Annotated in this window: 16 protein-coding genes and 2 rRNA genes; 4 read left to right on the forward strand and 14 right to left on the reverse strand. The window is 64.9% G+C overall.

The annotated features are described in order from the left end of the window. Window positions 1-20: 20 nt before the first annotated feature. The 4 genes from ACWW1C_RS16015 to ACWW1C_RS16030 form a co-directional block, all read right to left on the reverse strand. Window positions 21-3,128, reverse strand: a 23S ribosomal RNA gene (locus tag ACWW1C_RS16015). Window positions 3,129-3,555: 427 nt separating this feature from the next. After that, window positions 3,556-5,072 (reverse strand): 16S ribosomal RNA (locus ACWW1C_RS16020). The 16S and 23S rRNA genes sit together here, the layout of an rRNA operon. Before the next feature lie 383 nt (window positions 5,073-5,455). Next, complete coding sequence (gene tyrS, locus ACWW1C_RS16025; protein WP_455979306.1) at window positions 5,456-6,766, reverse strand: tyrosine--tRNA ligase; 1,311 nt, start codon at window positions 6,764-6,766, stop codon at window positions 5,456-5,458. 38 nt (window positions 6,767-6,804) lie between these two features. Further along, window positions 6,805-7,416 (reverse strand): DNA-3-methyladenine glycosylase, encoded by a 612-nt coding sequence (locus ACWW1C_RS16030; protein ID WP_455979307.1) that lies wholly within the window; start codon window positions 7,414-7,416, stop codon window positions 6,805-6,807. Between the two features lie 69 nt (window positions 7,417-7,485). Between ACWW1C_RS16030 and ACWW1C_RS16035 the strand changes: the two genes are divergently transcribed. From ACWW1C_RS16035 to ACWW1C_RS16045, 3 genes are read left to right on the forward strand one after another with little or no spacing between them, the layout of a single operon-like run. Then, window positions 7,486-8,250, forward strand: coding sequence for an ABC transporter ATP-binding protein (locus tag ACWW1C_RS16035; RefSeq protein ID WP_455979308.1), 765 nt, complete (start codon window positions 7,486-7,488; stop codon window positions 8,248-8,250). Further along, a complete protein-coding gene (locus ACWW1C_RS16040; RefSeq protein WP_455979309.1) occupies window positions 8,184-9,002 on the forward strand; it encodes an ABC transporter permease in 819 nt (272 codons plus the stop codon). The genes ACWW1C_RS16035 and ACWW1C_RS16040 overlap by 67 nt, the downstream gene beginning before the upstream one ends. Next, complete coding sequence (locus ACWW1C_RS16045) at window positions 8,999-9,622, forward strand: TetR/AcrR family transcriptional regulator (protein ID WP_455979310.1); 624 nt, start codon at window positions 8,999-9,001, stop codon at window positions 9,620-9,622. Before ACWW1C_RS16040 ends, ACWW1C_RS16045 begins: the two co-directional genes overlap by 4 nt. Here the strand turns inward: ACWW1C_RS16045 and ACWW1C_RS16050 are convergent. From ACWW1C_RS16050 to ACWW1C_RS16060, 3 genes are all read right to left on the reverse strand, one after another. Next, complete coding sequence (locus ACWW1C_RS16050; RefSeq protein ID WP_155898933.1) at window positions 9,619-9,825, reverse strand: Trm112 family protein; 207 nt, start codon at window positions 9,823-9,825, stop codon at window positions 9,619-9,621. The two genes, ACWW1C_RS16045 and ACWW1C_RS16050, sit on opposite strands and share 4 nt — an antisense overlap. Window positions 9,826-9,831: 6 nt before the next feature. Then, the gene (locus tag ACWW1C_RS16055) at window positions 9,832-10,263 is read right to left on the reverse strand and encodes a hypothetical protein (RefSeq protein WP_455979311.1); all 432 of its coding nucleotides are present in this window, start codon (window positions 10,261-10,263) and stop codon (window positions 9,832-9,834) included. Between the two features lie 62 nt (window positions 10,264-10,325). Next, window positions 10,326-13,310: an acyl-CoA synthetase gene (locus ACWW1C_RS16060; RefSeq protein ID WP_455979312.1), complete on the reverse strand. Its 2,985-nt coding sequence runs from the start codon at window positions 13,308-13,310 to the stop codon at window positions 10,326-10,328. A 131-nt stretch (window positions 13,311-13,441) separates the two neighbouring features. On the opposite strand from ACWW1C_RS16060, the gene ACWW1C_RS16065 reads away from it, so the two are divergent. Further along, on the forward strand, window positions 13,442-15,235 hold the full coding sequence (locus ACWW1C_RS16065; RefSeq protein ID WP_455979313.1) for an ABC-F family ATP-binding cassette domain-containing protein: 1,794 nt from the start codon (window positions 13,442-13,444) through the stop codon (window positions 15,233-15,235). On the opposite strand, the gene ACWW1C_RS16070 is transcribed toward ACWW1C_RS16065, so the two are convergent. From ACWW1C_RS16070 to ACWW1C_RS16100, 7 genes are all read right to left on the reverse strand, one after another. Continuing rightward, window positions 15,229-15,594: a DsrE family protein gene (locus ACWW1C_RS16070; RefSeq protein WP_455979314.1), complete on the reverse strand. Its 366-nt coding sequence runs from the start codon at window positions 15,592-15,594 to the stop codon at window positions 15,229-15,231. The genes ACWW1C_RS16065 and ACWW1C_RS16070 overlap by 7 nt on opposite strands. Then, complete coding sequence (locus tag ACWW1C_RS16075) at window positions 15,591-15,989, reverse strand: nuclear transport factor 2 family protein (RefSeq protein ID WP_455979315.1); 399 nt, start codon at window positions 15,987-15,989, stop codon at window positions 15,591-15,593. Before ACWW1C_RS16075 ends, ACWW1C_RS16070 begins: the two co-directional genes overlap by 4 nt. Window positions 15,990-16,041: 52 nt before the next feature. Next, on the reverse strand, window positions 16,042-17,601 hold the full coding sequence (locus ACWW1C_RS16080; RefSeq protein ID WP_455979316.1) for an HD domain-containing phosphohydrolase: 1,560 nt from the start codon (window positions 17,599-17,601) through the stop codon (window positions 16,042-16,044). A gap of 26 nt (window positions 17,602-17,627) precedes the next feature. Beyond that, the gene (locus tag ACWW1C_RS16085; protein WP_455984306.1) at window positions 17,628-17,951 is read right to left on the reverse strand and encodes an HNH endonuclease; all 324 of its coding nucleotides are present in this window, start codon (window positions 17,949-17,951) and stop codon (window positions 17,628-17,630) included. Window positions 17,952-18,076: 125 nt separating this feature from the next. Then, entirely contained in the window at window positions 18,077-19,513 is a 1,437-nt protein-coding gene (locus tag ACWW1C_RS16090) for a tetratricopeptide repeat protein (protein ID WP_455979317.1), read from the reverse strand. 6 nt (window positions 19,514-19,519) lie between these two features. Continuing rightward, window positions 19,520-20,938: an argininosuccinate lyase gene (gene argH / locus ACWW1C_RS16095; RefSeq protein WP_455979318.1), complete on the reverse strand. Its 1,419-nt coding sequence runs from the start codon at window positions 20,936-20,938 to the stop codon at window positions 19,520-19,522. 93 nt (window positions 20,939-21,031) lie between these two features. Then, the gene (locus ACWW1C_RS16100) at window positions 21,032-22,231 is read right to left on the reverse strand and encodes an argininosuccinate synthase (RefSeq protein ID WP_455979319.1); all 1,200 of its coding nucleotides are present in this window, start codon (window positions 22,229-22,231) and stop codon (window positions 21,032-21,034) included. Window positions 22,232-22,255 lie beyond the last annotated feature (24 nt).

The following is a 22,255-nucleotide window of genomic DNA, read 5'->3' on the forward strand; positions in this document are numbered from 1 at the left end:
CACACTGGTTCTTTTTTGGTGTGTGTAAGTTTTCGGCCGGTTAGTACCAGTTCCCTGAATCTATTGCTAGATGTGCAGGTCTGGCCTATCGATCCCGTGGTCTGCGGGGGGCCTTATCCCTCTAAAAGGGTGAGAAACCTGGTCTTGGAAGAGGTTTCCCGCTTAGATGCTTTCAGCGGTTATCCTGTCCGAACGTAGCTATCCAGCGGTGCCCCTGGTGGGACAACTGGTAGACCAGAGGTTCGTCCGTCCCGGTCCTCTCGTACTAGGGACAGGTTTCCTCAAGTTTCTGACGCGCGCGGCGGATAGAGACCGAACTGTCTCACGACGTTCTAAACCCAGCTCGCGTGCCGCTTTAATGGGCGAACAGCCCAACCCTTGGGACCTGCTCCAGCCCCAGGATGCGACGAGCCGACATCGAGGTGCCAAACCATCCCGTCGATATGGACTCTTGGGGAAGATCAGCCTGTTATCCCCGGGGTACCTTTTATCCGTTGAGCGACACCCCTTCCACTCGGGGGTGCCGGATCACTAGTCCCGACTTTCGTCCCTGCTCGACTTGTAGGTCTCGCAGTCAAGCTCCCTTGTGCACTTACACTCAACACCTGATTGCCGTCCAGGTTGAGGGAACCTTTGGGCGCCTCCGTTACATTTTAGGAGGCAACCGCCCCAGTTAAACTACCCACCAGGCACTGTCCCTGGACCGGATATACGGTCCGAAGTTAGAAGCCCAATACGATCAGAGTGGTATTTCAACAACGACTCCACACACACTGGCGTGTGCGCTTCACAGTCTCCCACCTATCCTACACAAACCGTACCGAACTCCAATACCAAGTTGTAGTGAAGGTCCCGGGGTCTTTTCGTCCTGCCGCGCGTAACGAGCATCTTTACTCGTAGTGCAATTTCGCCGAGTCTATGGTTGAGACAGTTGAGAAGTCGTTACGCCATTCGTGCAGGTCGGAACTTACCCGACAAGGAATTTCGCTACCTTAGGATGGTTATAGTTACCACCGCCGTTTACTGGGGCTTAAATTCTCCGCTTCACCCCCGAAGGAGTTAACAGGTCCTCTTAACCTTCCAGCACCGGGCAGGCGTCAGTCCGTATACATCGTCTTGCGACTTCGCACGGACCTGTGTTTTTAGTAAACAGTCGCTTCTCACTGGTTTGTGCCACCCCCTCCCGCTGCCGGCCGCGAAGGCCTTGACGGTATGGAGGTCCCCCTTCTCCCGAAGTTACGGGGGCATTTTGCCGAGTTCCTTAACCATAGTTAACTCGTACGCCTTAGTATTCTCTACCTGACCACCTGTGTTGGTTTGGGGTACGGGCCATGTGTGCACTCGCTAGAGGCTTTTCTTGGCAGCATAGGATCACCGAATTCGCCTCACTCGGCTATGCATCACCTCTCAGACATATGAACGACGGATTTGCCTATCGTTCGTCCTACAGGCTTACCCCGGTATTACCACTGACCGGTACGGCTACCTTCCTGCGTCACCCCATCGCTTGACTACTACCCACCAGGGTCCCACGCAGCCGGCAACACGTGATCCCCGAAAGGATCATCACGTGCCATTTGGATGGTTAGCACAATGGATTCATCACGGACGCACACACACGGGTACGGGAATATCAACCCGTTGTCCATCGACTACGCCTGTCGGCCTCGCCTTAGGTCCCGACTCACCCTGGGCGGACTGGCCTGCCCCAGGAACCCTTGGTCTTTCGGCGGGCAAGGTTCTCACTTGCCTATTCGCTACTCATGCCTGCATTCTCACTCCCACACCCTCCACAGCTCCATCACTAGGCTGCTTCACTGGATGCAGGACGCTCCCCTACCCATCCTTGCGGATGCCGCGACTTCGGCGGTGTGCTTGAGCCCCGCTACATTATCGGCGCACAATCACTTGACCAGTGAGCTATTACGCACTCTTTCAAGGGTGGCTGCTTCTAAGCCAACCTCCTGGTTGTCTTCGCGACTGCACATCCTTTTCCACTTAGCACACGCTTAGGGGCCTTAGTCGGCGATCTGGGCTGTTTCCCTCTCGACGCACGGAGCTTATCCCCCGCCGTCTCACTGCCACGCTTTTGTCTTACCGGCATTCGGAGTTTGGCTGACGTCAGTAACCTGGTGAGGCCCATCGGCCATCCAGTAGCTCTACCTCCGGCAAGAAACACGCAACGCTGCACCTAAATGCATTTCGGGGAGAACCAGCTATCACGGAGTTTGATTGGCCTTTCACCCCTACCCACAGCTCATCCCCTCAGTCTTCAACCTAAGTGGGTTCGGGCCTCCACGCGGTCTTACCCGCGCTTCACCCTGGCCATGGGTAGATCACTCCGCTTCGGGTCCAGAACACGCCACTACACCCTTACGGGATACGCCCTATTCAGACTCGCTTTCGCTACGGCTACCCCCCACGGGTTAACCTCGCGACATGTCCCTGACTCGCAGGCTCATTCTTCAAAAGGCACGCCATCACCCCACCACGAAGGAGGGCTCTGACGGATTGTAGGCACACGGTTTCAGGTACTATTTCACTCCCCTCCCGGGGTACTTTTCACCATTCCCTCACGGTACTAATCCGCTATCGGTCATCAGAAGGTATTTAGGCTTACCGAGTGGTCTCGGCAGATTCACAGCAGATTTCACGGGCCCGCTGCTACTCGGGAACACCATCAAGGCAGACATCGGGTTTTCACGTACGGGACTCTCACCCTCTACGGCAGGCCATCCCAAGCCACTTCCGTTAACCACGACATTTTCTTACTGCCCTCCAGCCGGATAGAACTGGAAAGATAGGTCCCACAACCCCGCACACACAACCCCTACCCGGTATCACATGCATACGGTTTAGCCTCATCCGCTTTCGCTCGCCACTACTCACGGAATCACAATTGTTTTCTCTTCCTACGGGTACTGAGATGTTTCACTTCCCCGCGTTACCTCCCACACCCTATATATTCAGGCGTGGGTAACACGACATAACTCGTGCTGGGTTTCCCCATTCGGACATCCTCGGATCAACGCTCGGTTGGCAGCTCCCCGAGGCATATCGCAGCCTCCTACGTCCTTCATCGGCCTCTGATGCCAAGGCATCCACCATGCGCCCTTAAACACTTACGACACAAAAAACCAATTGAAAACAAGAATCAAAATTGCACATCAACACACCCAGAACACACAACCCGGAAACCGAAGCCTCCAGGCGCATCATTCTGCGTGCATTAGATGCTCGCAACCACTATCCACAAGTCAAACACCACACCCCACCACCAAAACCGGTGAGGCAACAACAACCCCCACCACCCCCAACGGGACGGTGTCTCCCACCCACCAGGGCAGAAGCGAACGGGCCTGTTGTCTCAGGACCCAACAGTGTGTCTGGCAATTTCTTCGATCAACGTGTCATCCCAGCTGATCAGCGTTCGTTGTCATATGCACCCGCCGGACAAGCCCACTACAGGCGCCGGCGACAATCCCAACCACCAATTCCCGCAATTTGTACGGGGATGGGGGAAACCCCGAAGGGCATGTAAATGGTGCTCCTTAGAAAGGAGGTGATCCAGCCGCACCTTCCGGTACGGCTACCTTGTTACGACTTCGTCCCAATCGCCGATCCCACCTTCGACGGCTCCCTCCACAAGGGTTAGGCCACCGGCTTCGGGTGTTACCGACTTTCATGACGTGACGGGCGGTGTGTACAAGGCCCGGGAACGTATTCACCGCAGCGTTGCTGATCTGCGATTACTAGCGACTCCAACTTCACGGGGTCGAGTTGCAGACCCCGATCCGAACTGAGACCGGCTTTCAAGGGATTCGCTCCACCTCACGGATTCGCAGCCCTTTGTACCGGCCATTGTAGCATGTGTGAAGCCCTGGACATAAGGGGCATGATGACTTGACGTCATCCCCACCTTCCTCCGAGTTGACCCCGGCAGTCTCTTACGAGTCCCCGCCATAACGCGCTGGCAACATAAGATAGGGGTTGCGCTCGTTGCGGGACTTAACCCAACATCTCACGACACGAGCTGACGACAGCCATGCACCACCTGCACACAGGCCACAAGGGAACCGACATCTCTGCCGGCGTCCTGTGCATGTCAAACCCAGGTAAGGTTCTTCGCGTTGCATCGAATTAATCCACATGCTCCGCCGCTTGTGCGGGCCCCCGTCAATTCCTTTGAGTTTTAGCCTTGCGGCCGTACTCCCCAGGCGGGGTACTTAATGCGTTAGCTACGGCACGGATCCCAAGGAAGGAACCCACACCTAGTACCCACCGTTTACGGCGTGGACTACCAGGGTATCTAATCCTGTTCGCTCCCCACGCTTTCGCTCCTCAGCGTCAGTTACTGCCCAGAGACCCGCCTTCGCCACCGGTGTTCCTCCTGATATCTGCGCATTCCACCGCTACACCAGGAATTCCAGTCTCCCCTGCAGTACTCTAGTCTGCCCGTATCGCCCGCACGCCCACAGTTAAGCTGTGAGTTTTCACGGACAACGCGACAAACCACCTACGAGCTCTTTACGCCCAGTAATTCCGGACAACGCTCGCACCCTACGTATTACCGCGGCTGCTGGCACGTAGTTGGCCGGTGCTTCTTCTATAGGTACCGTCACTTGCGCTTCGTCCCTATTGAAAGAGGTTTACAACCCGAAGGCCGTCATCCCTCACGCGGCGTCGCTGCATCAGGCTTGCGCCCATTGTGCAATATTCCCCACTGCTGCCTCCCGTAGGAGTCTGGGCCGTATCTCAGTCCCAGTGTGGCCGGTCACCCTCTCAGGCCGGCTACCCGTCGTCGCCTTGGTAGGCCATTACCCCACCAACAAGCTGATAGGCCGCGGGCCCATCCCACACCGCAAAAGCTTTCCACCACACCCCATGAAGAGCGTGGTCATATTCGGTATTAGACCCAGTTTCCCAGGCTTATCCCAAAGTGCAGGGCAGATCACCCACGTGTTACTCACCCGTTCGCCACTCGAGTACCCCGAAGGGCCTTTCCGTTCGACTTGCATGTGTTAAGCACGCCGCCAGCGTTCGTCCTGAGCCAGGATCAAACTCTCCAAACAAAAACGTCCCATCCAAAGACAGGCAGAATTCGAATCAGAAAAATCCGATCACAAACAAAAGACACCAAACAAACTGGCATCAAAAAAAACAACCACACCCCACAAACGGGAAAACACGGAGTGCAGTCAAAAAACAACAAACAAAAACCACCAAACACACTATTGAGTTCTCAAACAACACGCCCGGCCTGACCGCGCAACAAACCCGCGGCTAAAAGCCGCGGTCCGTACTGCGGGCAGTGAGGAACTCCCAACTTAATGGGTGTTACTCTCGGATTTGGTCTTCGCTCTCCGGCGCTTGTCCGTGTCGCTCTGACCTGGAATAAGTTACGGCAGGGCTAACAGCGAGTCAAATCGCCAGGTCAGCGGATCGTTTCCCCTGGTCAGAGGGGTCGCTGGTCCTGACCAGACCCGGCAACCCGCCGCACCCCCGCGATGTGGCGCTTGCCACGCCGCAACACCAGCCAGCGCTCACCGAGAAAATCCGTCGGCTGTGGTACCCACTCGTCGCTTTCCACCCGCGCGTTGTTCACGTAGACGCCGCCCTCGGCGACCGTCCGGCGCGCTTCCCCACGACTCTTGGACAGCCCGGTGGCAACGAGCAGGTCGGTGATCCCGTCGGGACCACCCGGCGTCAGCTCCGCGACCTGGCCATTACTGGCCTCGGTCAGTGCCGCCGACAGCGTCGACTCGTCGAGATCCCCGAGTTCGGCACGGCCGAACAGCGCCTGACTTGCCAATTCGACGGCGTCGGTCGCGGCCTGGCCGTGCACCAAAGTGGTCAGTTCCCGTGCCAGCCGGCGTTGCGCCGCCCGTTCGTGGGGACGTTCTGTCGTCGCGGTCGCGAGTTCACCGAGCTCATCGGCGGACAGGAAGGTGAACCAGCGCAGATACCCGACGACATCGGCGTCGGCCGCGTTCACGAAGTACTGGTACCAGGCATACGGGCTGGTCAGCTCGGGATCGAGCCACAGATTGCCGCCGCCGGTCGACTTGCCGAACTTCTTGCCGTCGGCCGAGGTGACCAGCGGAACCGTGAGTGCATGAGCGGTCGCGCCCAACTTCTGGCGCACCAGACGGACGCCGGCGATGATGTTCCCCCACTGGTCGGAGCCACCGATCTGCAGGCTGCAGCCATGCTTCTTGTGCAGCTCGACGAAGTCGTTGGCCTGCAGAAGCATGTAGCTGAACTCGGTGTACGAGATGCCGTCGCCTTCGAGCCGGCGTTTGATGGTGTCGCGGTCGAGCATGACGTTGACCGAGAAGTGTTTACCCAGGTCACGTAGGAACTCGATAGCGGATAACTCGGCTGTCCAACTGAGGTTGTTCTCGACGATCGCACCGTTGCCGGAGTCGTTGAACTCGACGAATCGCTCCAGCTGGCCGCGGATACGTTCAGCCCAGTCGGCGACGGTGTCGGCGGTGTTCATCGTCCGCTCCCCGTTGTCCCGGGGATCACCGATCATCCCGGTGGCACCACCGGCCAGCACGATTGGACGGTGCCCGGCCTGCTGGAATCGCCGCAGCGTGAGGAGGGGAACCAGGTGTCCGGCGTGCAGGCTGGGCGCGGTCGGGTCGAAGCCCGCATACAGCGTGAGCGGCCCATCGGTCGTCGCGGCGGCGAGCGCTTCGCGGTCGGTCGATTGCGCGATCAGTCCGCGCCAGTCCAGTTCGTCGAGGATGCCAGTACTCACGACGTCGATCTTCCCCTATAGCAGATCGACTACCGCCATCAGTCGCTCTCGCCCGGCGCCGGCGCCCGGGGACTGCGTCGGTAGTTCGACACCTCGGGGGTACCGGGCAACCAGAACCGCCAGGCCCGGTCGGCGGCCTGGCTGACTCCGACGCGCGGGCCGGCGCTCCCCTCTAGCGGCGAATTGAGTTCCAGCCGAACCGGAGACCGGCGATCCATCAGGTCAATACCGTTGTCCGCCAATGCGATTCCAAGTGCCTCACACAGATTTCCCGGCCCGCGGGCGTACGCGACGGGCGTGATGCCGGCTCGCCGCCTAACCTCCGCGACGTCACCGCCGTCGATCACGCGGGCGGCGCGGAGCAGCACCGCACCCGCCACCCCGTCGGTGCAGCAGACCACGTTGGCGCACACATGAATTCCGTGGCTGCGATACGTGTAGAGGCGGCCGGCCGGCCCGAACATCACCGCACTGCGGACGGTCGGGCCCCGGTACGAGTGCGCTGCCGCATCCGGCCAGGGTCCCGACGGTGGCCCGCCGTAGGCCTCGACTTCCACCACGGTGGCAACCACGTCACGGCCGTACAGCGTGGCCCCCAGCAGGCGGCGAGCCGCCGTGACCGGGTCGACGGCGAGGTGCTCGGCGCTCATGGCCCGTAATTCTGCCTGTTCGGCAGCCGATCATTGACATGTCCACGCCGCGAGCGGATTATTCATCATATGATGAGTTCATCGGCTGATGAATTAGCGGATCATGCCCCTGACGTCGCGATTCGGATCGACGGCCTGACCGTCGTCCGCGGCAGCCGACGCGCAATCGACGACGTGTCGCTGCAGGTGAGGCGCGGCAGCATCACCGGGTTGCTCGGCCCGTCGGGCTGCGGCAAGACCACGCTGATGCGGGCCATCGTCGGCACCCAGATCATCACCAAGGGCACCGTCACCGTCCTCGGAAAGCCCGGCGGATCGGCGGATCTGCGCCGTCGGGTCGGCTACGTAACCCAGGACCCGACGGTCTACAACGACCTGCGCGTCATCGACAATGTGCGCTACTTCGCCGCACTGACCGGCGCCGGCAAGACCGCGGCCGACGACGCGATAGCCGCCGTCGGGCTGCAAGATCACCGAACAGCGTTCTGCGGCAACATGTCCGGCGGTCAACGAACCCGGGCTTCGTTGGCCTGCGCACTGGTCTCCCAACCCGACCTGCTGGTGCTCGACGAACCGACCGTCGGACTGGATCCGGTGCTGCGCGTCGACCTCTGGGAGCAGTTCGACCGACTTGCCCGCGGCGGTACCACGCTGTTGGTGTCCAGCCACGTGATGGACGAAGCCGACCACTGCGGCGAAGTGCTGCTGATGCGCGAAGGCCGCCTGCTCGAACACACCACGCCCACCCAATTACGAGAGGACACCGGATGTTCATCGCTGGAGGAAGCGTTTCTGACCGTCATCCGGCGCAGCACCGCGGCCAGAACCGCCTGACGTTGCGGCCCTACCTGGCCACCACCACCCGCATCCTGCGTCAGCTCGCCGCCGACCACCGCAGCATGGCGATGATCCTGGTGGTGCCGAGCGCCGTCATCACCCTGATGTACTTCATGTTCGACGATCTGCCACACCGCCCCGGCACACTGTCGCCATTCAACAACGCTTGCCTGATCCTGCTGGGTCTCTTCCCGTTGATCGTCATGTTCCTGATCACCTCGATAACCATGCAGCGCGAGCGGGTGTCGGGCACGTTGGAACGGATCCTGACCACTCCCCTGCGCCGACTGGAGCTCTTGTCCGCCTATGGATCGGCGTTCTCGGTGGCCGCGGCCGCCCAGGCGACGCTGGCCTGTCTGGTGTCGTTCTGGTTCCTCGGGTTCGACACCGCCGGCAGTCCCGCACTGGTCTTCCTGATCGCGATCATCAATGCGGTGCTCGGCGTCGGCCTCGGTCTGTTGTGCAGTGCCTTCGCGCGCACCGAGTTCCAAGCCGTGCAGTTCATGCCGGTGGTGATAGTGCCGCAATTGTTGTTGTGCGGCATCATCGTTCCGCGTGAGGTACTGCCCGACTGGCTACGGTGGATCAGCAACGCGCTGCCCGCGACCTACGCTCTGGAGGCACTCCGAGGGGTGGCCGACCACGCCGACATCACCGGCACGACGGTGCGGGACATCGTCATCGTGATCGCGTTCGCGGTCGTCACCATGTGTCTGGCCGCCGCGACCCTGCGCCGTCGGACCCCATGACCGCGACCGGACCGCGGCCCCGCCGCAAGCCCCCCGGCCGGCCGACCGGCCCCTCGGACACCAAGGAGACGATCCTGACCTGTGCGCGGGATCTGTTCGCCCGCAATGGGTTCAACAACACGTCGGTGCGGGCCATCGCGTCGGCTGCCGGCGTCGACGCGGCGCTGGTACACCACTACTTCGGGACGAAGCAGCAGCTCTTCGCGGCGGCGGTGCACATTCCGATCGACCCGCAGGTGGTGCTGGGACCGCTGCGGAACACCCCCGTCGATGAGCTGGGCCGCACCCTGCCGTCCCTGTTGCTACCGATCTGGGATTCCGAACTCGGCGTCGGATTCATCGCGGCACTGCGTTCGATGCTGGCCGGCGACGAGGTCAACCTGATGCGAATCTTCCTGGAAGACGTCATCACCACCGAAGTCGGTGCGCGCGTTGACAATCCAGCCGGAACCGGACGAATCCGCGTACAGTTCGTCGCTTCCCAGCTGATCGGCGTCGTGATGGCGCGTTACATCCTGGAACTCGAGCCGTTCAGATCGCTTCCGGTGCAACAGATCGTGGAAACGATCGGGCCGAACCTGCAGCGCTACCTCACCGGCGACCTACCGGCACTGAGCTAGCGCCGGGCGGCGTCGAGCAGTCGCTGGTGCTCGGCGTCGTCGGTGACGTCGACGGCTTCGTCGATGAGCAGCACCGGTACCCCACCGTCAATCCGGTAGGCCCGACGCAACCGCGGGTTGTACAGGCATTCGTCCCCGACCAGCAGCAGCTCACCGCGGTCCTGCGGGCACACCAAAATCGCGCGCAGCGCTTCGTCGATCATCGTGCGTCAGCCACCCAACGGAATCTGCGAGCCACCGGTACCCGGCACCAGGCCGGGCGGCAGACCACCCGGGCCACCGATGACGATGGGGTTCTGCGGCTTCGCACCGGCGGCGCGGGCCTGATTGCGCTTCTGGAACTTCACGGTGTCCTGCAAGGCGTGGATCAGCGGTACCTGGTTGGGGCGCTGGTCGAGGGCCGCCTCGATATCGGCGAGGTTGCCCCTCGACGGACCGAAACCCTGGGAACGCAGCTTGAGCGCGGTGTGAAGCAGCTTCGAGAGGTCACCGCCGCTGGCACCGATGTCGTACTGGGCGTCGAGGTCATCGAGAACGTCGGCGTGCGCAGCGGCGGGACTCATCATCATTCCGGCAGCCACGGCGCCCGCCAGAATCGCGCCGGCAACACCGCGCCGGCGACGGCTGGTGTGTGACGTCATGCGTCCTCCATTCAGGTATGACCATGCGCAGCCTAACAGCGCCGACCGGCGCCGGCAGGCTGTCACGACAGACCGCTCGTCCCGGTCAATTCGGCATGGGCGGCCAGGGTGAACGGCACGAACGTGTCGCTGTCGACGTCGAACTGCCACGAGTTGTCCGACGATTCGGGCACACCCGAGGCGCGCAACTCGGCGAGCACCGGGCGATACGACGCGTTCAGCGTCAGCTCCGGCACCACGTGGATCAGGTCCGGCACGACCCCGACCGGCAGCTCGACGAACGCCTCACGGAGGTCGGCGGCGAGCACGCTGCCGCCGGGACGCAGACTCAATGCAGTGACCGCCAGCTCACGGTCGCCGACCGGCACCCGGTAGGTGACGGCGATGTCGACGGCGTCGAGACGGCCCAGCGTGTTGCCCACCTCCTTGCCGAACACCGCACCGCGCGGGGTGCGGATGACCGAACGGCGGTTGTCGACCATCCAGTAGTCGCCGTCGTCGTCCCGGCGGAACAGGAATTCGGTGGACACCCAGGTGTCGCCCGGCGCGAAGACGCCGCGCTTGACCGATGCCGTCGGGTCGACGGGTCCACGCGGCTTGGCCAGCAGCACGCCGACCTCATTGGGCTCGGCGATCGCCACGAAGCCGTCGTCGCCTTCGAGGATGAGATCGTCGTCGACGTCGTAGGCGGCCAATGCGACCTGTCCGCCGCCCGGCAGTGGCCGGCCCTCGCTGCCGATCTTGAGGCCCGACACGTTGGCCAGCACGGCCTGACCGTCGGTGGTCGTGAAGAACTCCAGAATGTGCGCGGGCTGGAACGCCTCTTCGACGCGGCGCCACAACCCGGCCGGCATTCCCGAGCCGATGAACAGCCGCACCGGGTGAGTTCCGTTGATCACGAACGACGGATCGTCGATGACGTCACGCAACATTGCCCAGGTGTAGGACACCACGGTGACGCCGTACTGCCGCAGTTCGTGCACGAAGCGGTCGGGTCGCAGGCCACGCGAGAGCGCGATACGGGCCCCGCCGACAACCGCCCCGCCCAGCGACACGAGCAGACCGGACTGGTGGTGCAACGGAGTCAGGCAGTAGACGGTGTCGCCGCGGCCGAGGTTGGCCGCCGACGCGGTGCCGAATGCCGAGAGCGCCCAACGGAAGTTGGTGATCTGTCTGGCCACGAGCTCGCCGCCGACGTTCGCGAAGGCGATGTAGGCCAGATCCTGCGCGTAGCCCGGGTTGGGCCGGTACCAGCCGGGCAGCTCGACGACCGCGGGGTCGATCTGCTCCATATCTATGACGTCATCGGCGGCGGACGAATCGCTGTTCAGGTGCAGGTCGCGGTTCTCACCGCCGCCGAGCACCAGCACCCGGGTCCGCAGTTGCCGCGCGGCATCGAGGTTCGCCGGATCGGAGATGATGTCGGTGACGCCGCCGAGGCGGGCCGCCACGGCCAGGTCGGCATCGGGCGGCATCAGCACCGCCACCGCGCCCAGACGCGACAACGCCGCGATGGCGACGAGCGCACTGGGCCGGGTCTCCATCAGCACACCGACCCGAACGCCCTGTCGCACACCGACTTCGATCAGACCGCGCACGACGTTGTTGATGCGGCGATCCACCGCCTCATAGGTGTGCACGCGGCCGTCGAAGAGCAGGAATTCACCATCCGGCGCGCCTTGGGCCTGCTCGCAGATGATGCGGCCCAACGAGATTCGCGTGTGGTCATTGATCTGCCCCAGACGGGCCAGCCGGGGCAACGTACGAACCGTCTCGATGGCCAGCGCCCGCGCCGACTTGCCCGCCGTCAACACCGCGTCCGCCGCGGTGCTGGCCAGGCTGAACGTCATTTCCGTGGCGGCCGCGGCGCCGTGTGCCACGCGCGTCGCCAACGGCACCGACTCGCGCGGCAGATCGGACTGCAGCGGCATCGGCACCACGTCGGCCGGCATCGGCCCACCGGCGTCGAGCCACTTGACCCAGGACGCCACCGTCGGCCAGCTCTGGCCGGCCGCCTTGGAACCCACGACGAGACCGAAATGTCCGACCCGGATGAGGTATTCGTAGACGTCCGCCTCCGGCGCGGCCCGCTTGATACCGCGCACCGCGGCGGGCTGACCGATGTCGTCGACCTCGCCGACCACGGCCAGCACCGGGCAGGTGATGTCGGACAGCGTGACCAGGTTGCCGTGGATGGCGAAACCGCCGGTCATCATGCGGTTGTGCGCGATGAACTGCTTGAGCAGCTCGGCGATGGCCGGGCCGGACCAGGCGATCCAGCCGTCGCTGGCCAGGAAGCGGCGCTGCTGTTCGCGCGGCAGCAGGGCCTCACGGTCGTGCAGCTGGCGCAGGAAGTCGAGCCGTGACTGCGCGGTCTTGATCGGGTCCAGCATCTGGAAACCGTTGCGCGCCAACCAACCCGGGATGTTGAGGCGACTGAAGACGTGGTCGGCCATGAAGTCGGCGACGCCGGATGCCAAATTTGCCGGCATGTTCATGGGCAGCGCGGCCAGCGTGTCGACCGGGGAGCCGAAGGCCACGATGCTGGCCAGATCGCGGGACTGCCGGTACGCGGCGGTCTGGTAGGCGAACATGCCACCCTGCGAGTAGCCCGCCAGGTGTACGTCTTTGCCGGTGGTCGCCTTGACGGTGTCGATGGCCGCGCTGAGCCCCACCACATGGTCCGCGAGATTGCGGTCCATCCCGCCCTCGACCTGATCCGGTGAGCCGAAGTCGATGACCCACGGGTCCAGGCCCGCGGCGTGCAGGATGCCGACAGCACCGTCGTCGCGCGTCACGTCCCACATGTCCGCGGACATCATCATCGGGTGCACCATCAGCACCGGTGAGCCCGCGGGCGCCGCGCCGGGACGGGCGTCCGGCGGGAAGTAGCGCCGGAGGCGGTACATCGGCACGCTCTCGACGATCTGGAACGGCGACGGGACGGCACCGGTCTCCAGCCCGCCGTAGCGCAGCACTTCCAGGCCGTTCTGGGCGGTAGCTACCAACCGCTCCACCGGCCCGGTGATCGCTGAAAAGTCCACCACCGGGTGCTCCCTTTTGGTCAAATCGGTACAAATCCCCCTGATTACGACGCCATCATGGCACAACGCGCTGGTTACCTCGGTGTTGTGGCGTGGCGTGAAGCCCTGCGGCGGACGCCTATGATCGGCGCCTGATGGCGCATCTACTGGGGGCCGAGGCCCTGCATCTCGAGTTTCCGACCCGTGTGGTTTTCGATTCGCTGACGGTCGGGATCGAGGAGGGCGACCGAATCGGCATCGTCGGCCGCAACGGCGACGGCAAATCGAGTTTGCTGGCGATGCTGGGCGGGCGACTGAAGCCCGACTCCGGACGCGTGACGGTGCGCGGCGGCGTTCGCATCGGGATGCTCGACCAGGCCGACACCCTCGACCACACCGACACCGTCGGGCACACCGTCGTCGGCGACGTGCCCGAGCACGAGTGGGCCGGCGACCCCCGCGGCCGCGACGTCATCGCCGGACTGCTCGGCGACCTCGACTGGGATGCGGTGGTCGGCACCCTGTCCGGCGGCCAGCGCCGCCGCGTGGCGCTGGCCCGGCTGCTCGCCGGTGACCACGACGTGTTGATCCTCGACGAGCCGACCAACCACCTCGACGTCGAAGCCATCACCTGGCTGGCCGCACACCTGAAGAAGCGCTGGGCCGCCACTGCCGGTGGCCTGCTGGTGGTGACCCACGACCGGTGGTTCCTCGACGAGGTATGTACCGCCACCTGGGAGGTGCACGACCGCATCGTCGAACCGTTCGAGGGCGGCTACGCGGCGTACATCCTGCAGCGCGTGGAGCGGGACCGGCAGGCGGCTGCCAGCGAGGCACGGCGGCAGAATCTGGCGCGCAAAGAGCTGGCCTGGCTGCGGCGCGGGGCCCCGGCACGGACATCGAAGCCGAAATTCCGGATCGATGCCGCCAACGCGCTGATCGCCGATGTGCCCGAGATCCGTGACAAGGTGGCGCTGCAGTCGCTGGCCGTGACCCGGCTGGGCAAGCAGGTCGTCGACATCTTGGACGCCTCGGTGAGCTACGGCGAGCGGGAGGTGCTGCAGGACGTCGAGTGGCGGATCGCACCCGGCGAGCGCACCGGCATCCTGGGCGTCAACGGCGCCGGCAAGTCGACACTGCTCGGATTGATCGACGGCACGGTCGAGCCGACCAGCGGCCGGGTCAAGCACGGAAAGACTGTGCAGGTCGCCGCGCTCACCCAGGGCGTGGAGAAGCTGGCCGAGCATCTCGACGAGCCCGTGCGGGTCGTGCTGAGCCGGTTGGCGACGACCTACAGCTTCGGATCCGGTTCCAAGGCACAGGAACTCACACCCAGTCAGCTGCTGGAACGGCTCGGCTTCGCCAGCGCCCAGCTGTCCACCCCGGTAAAGGACCTCTCCGGTGGGCAGCAGCGGCGACTGCAACTCCTGCTGATCCTGTTGGAACAGCCCAACGTGCTGATCCTCGACGAGCCCACCAACGACCTCGACACCGACATGCTGGCGGCCATGGAAGACCTGCTGGACTCCTGGCCGGGCACGCTGATCGTCGTCAGCCACGACCGGTACTTCCTCGAACGCGTCACCGATCAGCAATTCGGCATCCTGGGCGGCCGGTTGCGGCACCTGCCCGGCGGGGTCGACGAATACCTGCGACTGCGCGCCTCGCACGCGGCCCAGACCGGTACCGCCGCAACCAAACCGGCTGTCGTCGCGTCTGAGGGGCTGTCAGGGGCCGAACTGCGCGCGGCGCAGAAGGAACTCACCGCGATCGAGCGGCGACTGGAGAAGCTCGCGGGCCAGATCGACGCCGCACACCAGCGTCTCGCCGAACATGATCAGGGCGATTACGAAGGGCTGCAACGTCTTACGGCCTCGCTGCGCGAACTCGAAGGCGAAGTGACCGAGCTGGAGGAACGCTGGATGGAACTCTCCGAGGAAGTTCAGTAGCTGAACGTGGTGGCCGGCTCGTCGCCGATCCACTGCCACAGTGGAATGGTGCCGCCGAGGTCGGCGTTGGCCAAGATTTCGGCTGCGTCAAGGGCTTTGGCGTTGAAGCAGATGGGGCAGATGAGGAACTTGCCGCCGGCAGCTTCATAACGGGTCATCAGGTCCGGCAACGGTGGGCACCCGTCGCAGGCGACGCCGAGTGCGAAGCCGGGCTGGGCCAGTCGCACCGCTTCCTTGGCCAGGAACATCATCGTCGGATGTCCCTGTTCGGCGGCGCCGACGGCCATCAGCAGGGCGATGGTGACTTTCTCGGCGTCTTCCAGACCGGTGGTGAGGCTGATCGCCACTTTCGAGCTCATGAGCGGTTCTCTTTCTGTTCGGGCTGAAATCCTGAGCACAGCAGGTCGATTGACCGGATGCGGTCGTCGGCGGCAGCGAACATGCACTGTTCGACGAGCCGGATGACGGTAGGGTCCCCCGGCGGCGAGGTCCGCACGCGCCAGCTGAGGGTGATGCGGTCCCCGACCCGGCCGACCGAGGCGTCGACCAGTTCGAAGTTGTCGGCGCCGAACCAGCACCGGAACCGGCCGACGGTGTCGTCGATCCCCGTCACATCGACGAGACCGGGCGGAATCAGGGCGCGGAAATGTACGTCGGGATCGAGGCATCCGGCCAGTGCGGCGAAATCCTGGCCGGCGAAGGCCTCCAGGAAGGCGCCGGCCACCGCCCATCCCAGGTCGGTGTCATTGCTCATGTATCGGTTCTACGGCCCACCGGTACTCGGGCACATCGGGTGAATACCCGATCTATCGAGCCGCGCTGACCAGGCCGTGACGCATGGCGAACATCGCCGCGGCGCCGCGGGTCGACACCCCGATCTTGGTGTAGATGTGTTCGACGTGGGTGCCGACGGTCCGCGGCGTGATCGAAAGATGTTGGGCGATCTGGCGATTCGACGAACCACGGACCAGCAGCTCGAGGACTTCGAGTTCGCGGCCGGTCAAACCGGCGACCGAGCGGGTTCGTCGACCCGGCCGGCAGCCCGCGGCCGTGAGCACCGCGCCGACGGCGGCCGCGTCGAGCCGTCCGGCGGTGACCTCGGCCTGGAGGGCCGCGCTACGGTCGGCCCGGGTGTACGCGAGCCGGTGCGGGCGGTCCTCTCCCAGTGCCTGATAGACCGCTGCGGCGGCGAGCAGCCGGGCGGTCATGGGTATGGCCGGACCGCTGAGGCCGCGTGGATATCCGCTGCCGTCGATCCGTTCGTAACCGGCCGCGGCGACCGTGCCGATCTCGCACAGCCGGGGTTGGCGGCACAGCACCCGTTCGGTGAGATACGGGACCGTGCGGACGCGTTCGCGTTCAGCAATGGTCAAGGGACCCGGCTTGTTCCAAATACCCGTAGAGACTCCGATGGCCCCGATCCGGTGCACCAGGGCGGCGCGCTCGGCGAGGGCGACGTCGTCAGCGCTGAGCCCGGCCGATCTGGCCGCCGCGGCGGTGAGTTCCGCGACCCGGCGTGAACAGCCGAGGAACCAGGGCGATTTCAGGTCGGCATAGTCGGCGAAGACCCGCAGCACGGCGGTCAATTCGGCGTCGGGGATGGTGCAGTCGAGCGATGCGCAGCCGTCGATCACCGAGCCCCACGCATCGACGGTGTCCAATCCTCCGAAGATCTCCTCGGACCGACCGCTGCAGAGATCCACCAGCTGGGGGTCGAACTCGGTTCCCCGCCGGCTGCGCAGCATCGCCAGCGCAGCCTCGACCCCGCCGGTTCGGTGGTGCACCTCAGCGTCGTCGGCGATGTGCACGACACGCATCACGGGTTGGATGTCGGTCCCCCGCACCCGTCCCGGCACGCCCTTGCCGTCCCAGCGCTCGAAGGCGTCCAACAGCGCGGTGTGCACCTCGGGCGGCAGGTCCAGCCGGTCGGCGATGTCGCTGGCCGTCTGACAGTGACTGACAAACAGTTTCGGCATATCGGCGGCGCCCTGGGCCAGGAAGCGGCCGACCATGGTGATGCGTTGCAGCGCCGGCCGGCCCTGCGCGAGGTGCCCGAGTAGGAAGCGCGCCATGCCGGGGCCGGCCTTGTCGAGGTGGTAGCTGTCGGCGCGCAGCTGAAGGTCGTCGCCGAACCAGTGCGCCAGCTCATGCGAGTCGGCGACGCAGCCCATCCAGGCCAGCAGCGACACGTAGAAGGCGGCGGCCTGATGCCCGGGCGTCATCCCGGCTGCGGCGGCCAGACGTGTCGCGATGACCGTCTGGCGCAGCACGTGTTCCTGCGGCTGTCCCAGACCGAGATCGGTGGCCAGCGACAGCGAGGCGATCAACTCCGCCAGGCGCACTTCGGGCGTCTGGGTACCGGCCATCGGCTCAGCGTAGGCGCCGGGCGCCGTCAGGATTCGGAATCGGACTGACTCGAGTTGTCCTCGTGGTCGGCCAGTTCCCTGGCGACGAGGGCCTTCCTGAGCAGAAACCTGCCTTCGTCCAACTTCTTTCGGCGCAACCAACCGGTGACTTCGGCATTGCACTTGCTCGCGTTGCACGACCGGCAGGCCGGCACCACGTTGTCGAGCGTGTATCGCCCGCCGCGGGAGATGGGCTGAACACAGTCCTTCTGCAGATCGGTGTCGTCGGCCCCGCAATAGGCGCAACCACCCCAAAACTGTTGCAAGACAGCCCACTGCTGCGTTGTCAGGTCGTGGTCGACCTTCGCCATCCGACGTTTACGACGTCTGGCGTAGACCGCGGCGCGGCTTCTCGCTGGCACCGCATGAGCCTACGGCCGCGGGCAGGCTCAGCCGTGCAGGCGGGCCCGCAGCCGATCGGGCGGTGTCGGCTCTTTCAACGGCCGGGTATCGCGGGCACCGTGAAGGTCGGTACGGGCCGCAATGGGGTGAACGACGGCACCTGAATGTTGCCGGGTGACAACGGACCCGGCTGGTACTTGAAATCGACGCTCGCCGCCCGGTAACCACACCACAGCACCAGCCACGCACAACCGGCGAGGAACAGTGCCGCCACGACGAACCCCGGCCACCGCAGGCCCCGACCGGCCAGAGCCACGACGTACTCCACGCAGCGGACCCCGAACACGATCGGCACCACCATCAGCGCGAACCACAGCGCACCCGGCTGCGCCGCCAATCGGTAACACGCCCATCCGAGGGCGACCGGCAGCCCCAGGCCGAGCAGCCACACCAACCAGTAACCCGATTGTTCGGCCAGATGGTCGCCCAGGCTCACGTCGCGGTCGCTGCGGAGGCGCCCGATGGTCACCATGACGTGTGCGACCCCGGCCAGCAGGCACGCGACGATCAGTGCGTCGTACCCCAGGCGTACCCCGTCCGCGCTCCATCCGACGATGACCAGAGCCGGTGCCATGGTGGCGATGACGGCGGCCAACGCGGCCAAACCGATGCCGGCCAACACAATCGGACTGCGCCGCAGCCGTCGGGCCAGGTAGCCGCGCGGAAGCTGCTTGCGCACCCGAAAGAAGGTGCGAATCCAGGCCACCAGCAGCGGCGCCATCAACACCGGCGCCAGGTGACGCAACGCCGATGGCGGCACCCAGGCAGAGAAGAGGATCACCGCCAACGTATAGATCCACACACCGCTGGCAAGCCGGGCGATGGTGCCCCACACGGTTTGGGCGAGAGTGTGCCGTGCTGCCTGGTGGGTGGGTTCGTCGACCAGAACCGCGGACAGACCCGCCACGCGCTCACCGGCGAAAGTCCGAGCCGAGGCGGCCTCGGTTTGCAGATCGGCATTTGATGGATCGAGGTCCAACCCGGCGGCGATGAATTGCGCAGCACGGTCGTCGCCGAACCGGCGCGCCACGCGTGCCGCCGCCAAAAACAGCTCGGGGTCCTGGGATTCGAGTTCCAACGCGCGATCCAGGGCCGCTGACGCGGCAGCCCGATCCGGTACCTGCGCCAGGCAGGTCGCCAGGAGCATGTGTGCGTCCGCGTCACGGGGGTTCGCTTCGGCCGCCCGGCGGGCATATCTGACCGCGTCGGCGGGGCGGCTCACCGAGAGGCTGACCCGCGCCAGGACCTGCAACGCCAACAGCGACGTCCCCTGTTGCACCATCGCCGACTCTGCCGCGGCGCGCGCACGATCCAGATCACCGGTGTTGTACGACGCAACGGCGAACGCCTCGAGCAGCCGGCCATCGTGTGGGTGCTCGGCGAGAGCGGACGACAGCAGGTCCGCGGCGGCTTGCCAGCGGCCGACGTCGATGAGCAACTGGGCCCGCTGCACCACCGCTTCGACGTCCACCGGCGTCTATCCCAGGTGCGACCGCAGTCGTGCCGCCTCATCCCGAACGATGGTGAGCTGCTCGGCGACCCGGCTCGGTGCGGTGCCGCCGCGGGCGTCGCGAGACTCGACCGAGCCGGCGATGGTCAGCACTTCCCGTACTTCGGCGGTCAGACCCGGATGGATACCGGCGAGCTCGTCGGCGGCGAGTTCTTCCAGTCCGACTCCCCTGGCCTCGGCGGCCTTCACCGCGGCACCGGCGGCCTCGTGCGCGATCCGGAACGGAATGCCTTGGCGCACCATCCATTCCGCGATGTCGGTGGCCAGGGTGTAGCCGAGCGGCGCCAGCGCGGCCATCCGGTCGGTGTCGAACGTCAGGGTGCCGACCAGCCCGGCCATCGCGGGTAGCAGCAGTTCCAACTGGGCCACGGAGTCGAAGACCGGCTCCTTGTCCTCCTGCAGATCCCGGTTGTAGGCGAGCGGCTGCGCCTTGAGCGTGGCCAGCAGGCCGGCCAGGTTGCCGATCAGGCGACCCGACTTGCCGCGGGCCAGTTCGGCGATGTCGGGGTTCTTCTTCTGCGGCATGATCGAACTGCCGGTGGACCACGAGTCGTGCAGCTTGACGTAGCCGAATTCCGTTGTGCTCCAGAGGATGATGTCCTCGGACAGCCGCGACAGATCCACCGCGATCATGGCGAAAACGAAGGCGGCCTCCGCGGCGAAGTCCCGCGAGGAGGTGGCGTCGATCGAATTGTCCGCAGCCGCATTGAATCCCAGATCCGCCGCGATGGCATCGGGATTCAGGCCCAGCGAGCTGCCGGCCAGCGCACCGGATCCGTACGGCGACACCGCCGCCCGCTTGTCCAGGTCGAGCAGCCGATCCGCGTCGCGCAGCAGCGGGTGCGCGTGCGCGAGAAGGTGATGGGCGAGCAGCACCGGCTGCGCCGACTGCAGGTGCGTCTTGCCGGGCATGATCGCCGTCGGGTGTGCGGCAGCTTGTTCGGCCAGCGCCGCGGCCACGTCGAGCACGCCGTTGCCGACGACCTTGATGGCGTCGCGGAGCCACATCCGGAACAGCGTCGCGACCTGGTCGTTTCGGGACCGGCCGGCACGCAGCCGGCCACCCAGGTCGTCACCGACCCGGTCGATCAGGCCGCGCTCCAGCGCGCCGTGCACGTCCTCGTCGGAGGCCAGCGGGCCGAACGAACCGTCGGCGACGTCGTTCCCGAGGCTGTCCAGCCCGGCCAACAGGCCGTCGCGCTGCTCATCGGTGAGCAGGCCGGCGTTGTGCAGCACGCGGGCGTGTGCCTTGGACGCCGTGACGTCATACGGCGCCAGCGCCCAGTCGAAGTGCGTCGACTTGCTCAGTGCGGCAAGTGCTTCGGAAGGCCCGGACGCGAACCGTCCGCCCCACAGCGAGCCTTCGTTGGTCCCACCGGTGCTCATTAACGTGCCCCTCGTCGAGTGCGAGCGGCCGCTTTTGTACAGCTGAACACGGTGTGTCGGTGTACAAACACGGCCGCTCGCGGGAAGTGGTTGTTACAGGCCCAGATCGCGCTTGGCAGAGATCTTGGAGCTCAGGCCGTGCAGCTGAACGAAGCCCTTGGCGGAGCTCTGGTCGAAGCTGTCGCCCTCGTCGTAGGTGGCGAGGTTGAAGTCGTACAGCGACTCGTTCGAGCGACGGCCGTTGACGGAGATGTGGCCACCGTGCAGGACGAGGCGGATGTCGCCCGAGACGTGCTGCTGGGTGTGCTCGACGAACGCCTCCAGCGAGGCCTTCAGCGGGCTGTACCAGAGGCCGTCGTAGGTCAGCTCGCCCCACTTGCGGTCGACGCCACGCTTGTAGCGGCCGAGCTCGCGCTCCAGGCAGACATGCTCGAGCTCGGTGTGGGCGGTGATGAGCACCATGGCGCCCGGGGCCTCGTAGATCTCGCGCGACTTGATGCCGACCAGACGGTCCTCGACGACGTCCAGGCGGCCCACGCCCTGCGCACCGGCGCGGGAGTTGAGCTCCTGGATGATCTGCAGGACGCTCAGCGGGCGGCCGTCGATGGCGACGGGGCGGCCCTTGTCGAAGCTGATGATCAGCTCGTCAGGGGTGCTGAAGTGGACCGTCGGGTCCTCGGTGTAGTCGTAGACGTCCTTCGTCGGGGCGTTCCACAGGTCCTCGAGGAAGCCCGTCTCGACGGCGCGGCCCCACACGTTCTGGTCGATGGAGAACGGCGACTTCTTGGTGACGTTGATCGGGATGTCGTTCTCCTGCGCGAAGGCGATGGCCTTCTCGCGGGTCCAGGCGTAGTCGCGGACCGGGGCGATGACCTCCAGCTCGGGGGCCAGGGTGTTGAACCCGACCTCGAAGCGCACCTGGTCGTTGCCCTTGCCGGTGCAGCCGTGCGCGACGACAGTTCCGCCGTGGCTGCGGGCCGCCTCGACCAGGTGCTTGACGATGAGCGGGCGCGAGATGGCCGACACCAGCGGGTACCGGTCCATGTACAGCGCGTTGGCCTTGATGGTGGGCAGGCAGTACTCGTCGGCGAACTCGTCACGCGCGTCGACAACCACGGCCTCGACGGCGCCGCAATCGATGGCACGCTGACGCACCACCTCCATGTCCTCGCCGCCCTGGCCCAGGTCGATGGCCACGGCCACTACTTCCTTGCCGGTCTCCTTGCCGATCCAGCTGATCGCGACCGAAGTGTCCAGACCGCCGGAATACGCCAGGATGACGCGCTCGGACATGTGTCAATCTCCTTGTTCTAGTAC

This window comes from Mycobacterium sp. HM-7, assembly GCF_053852335.1.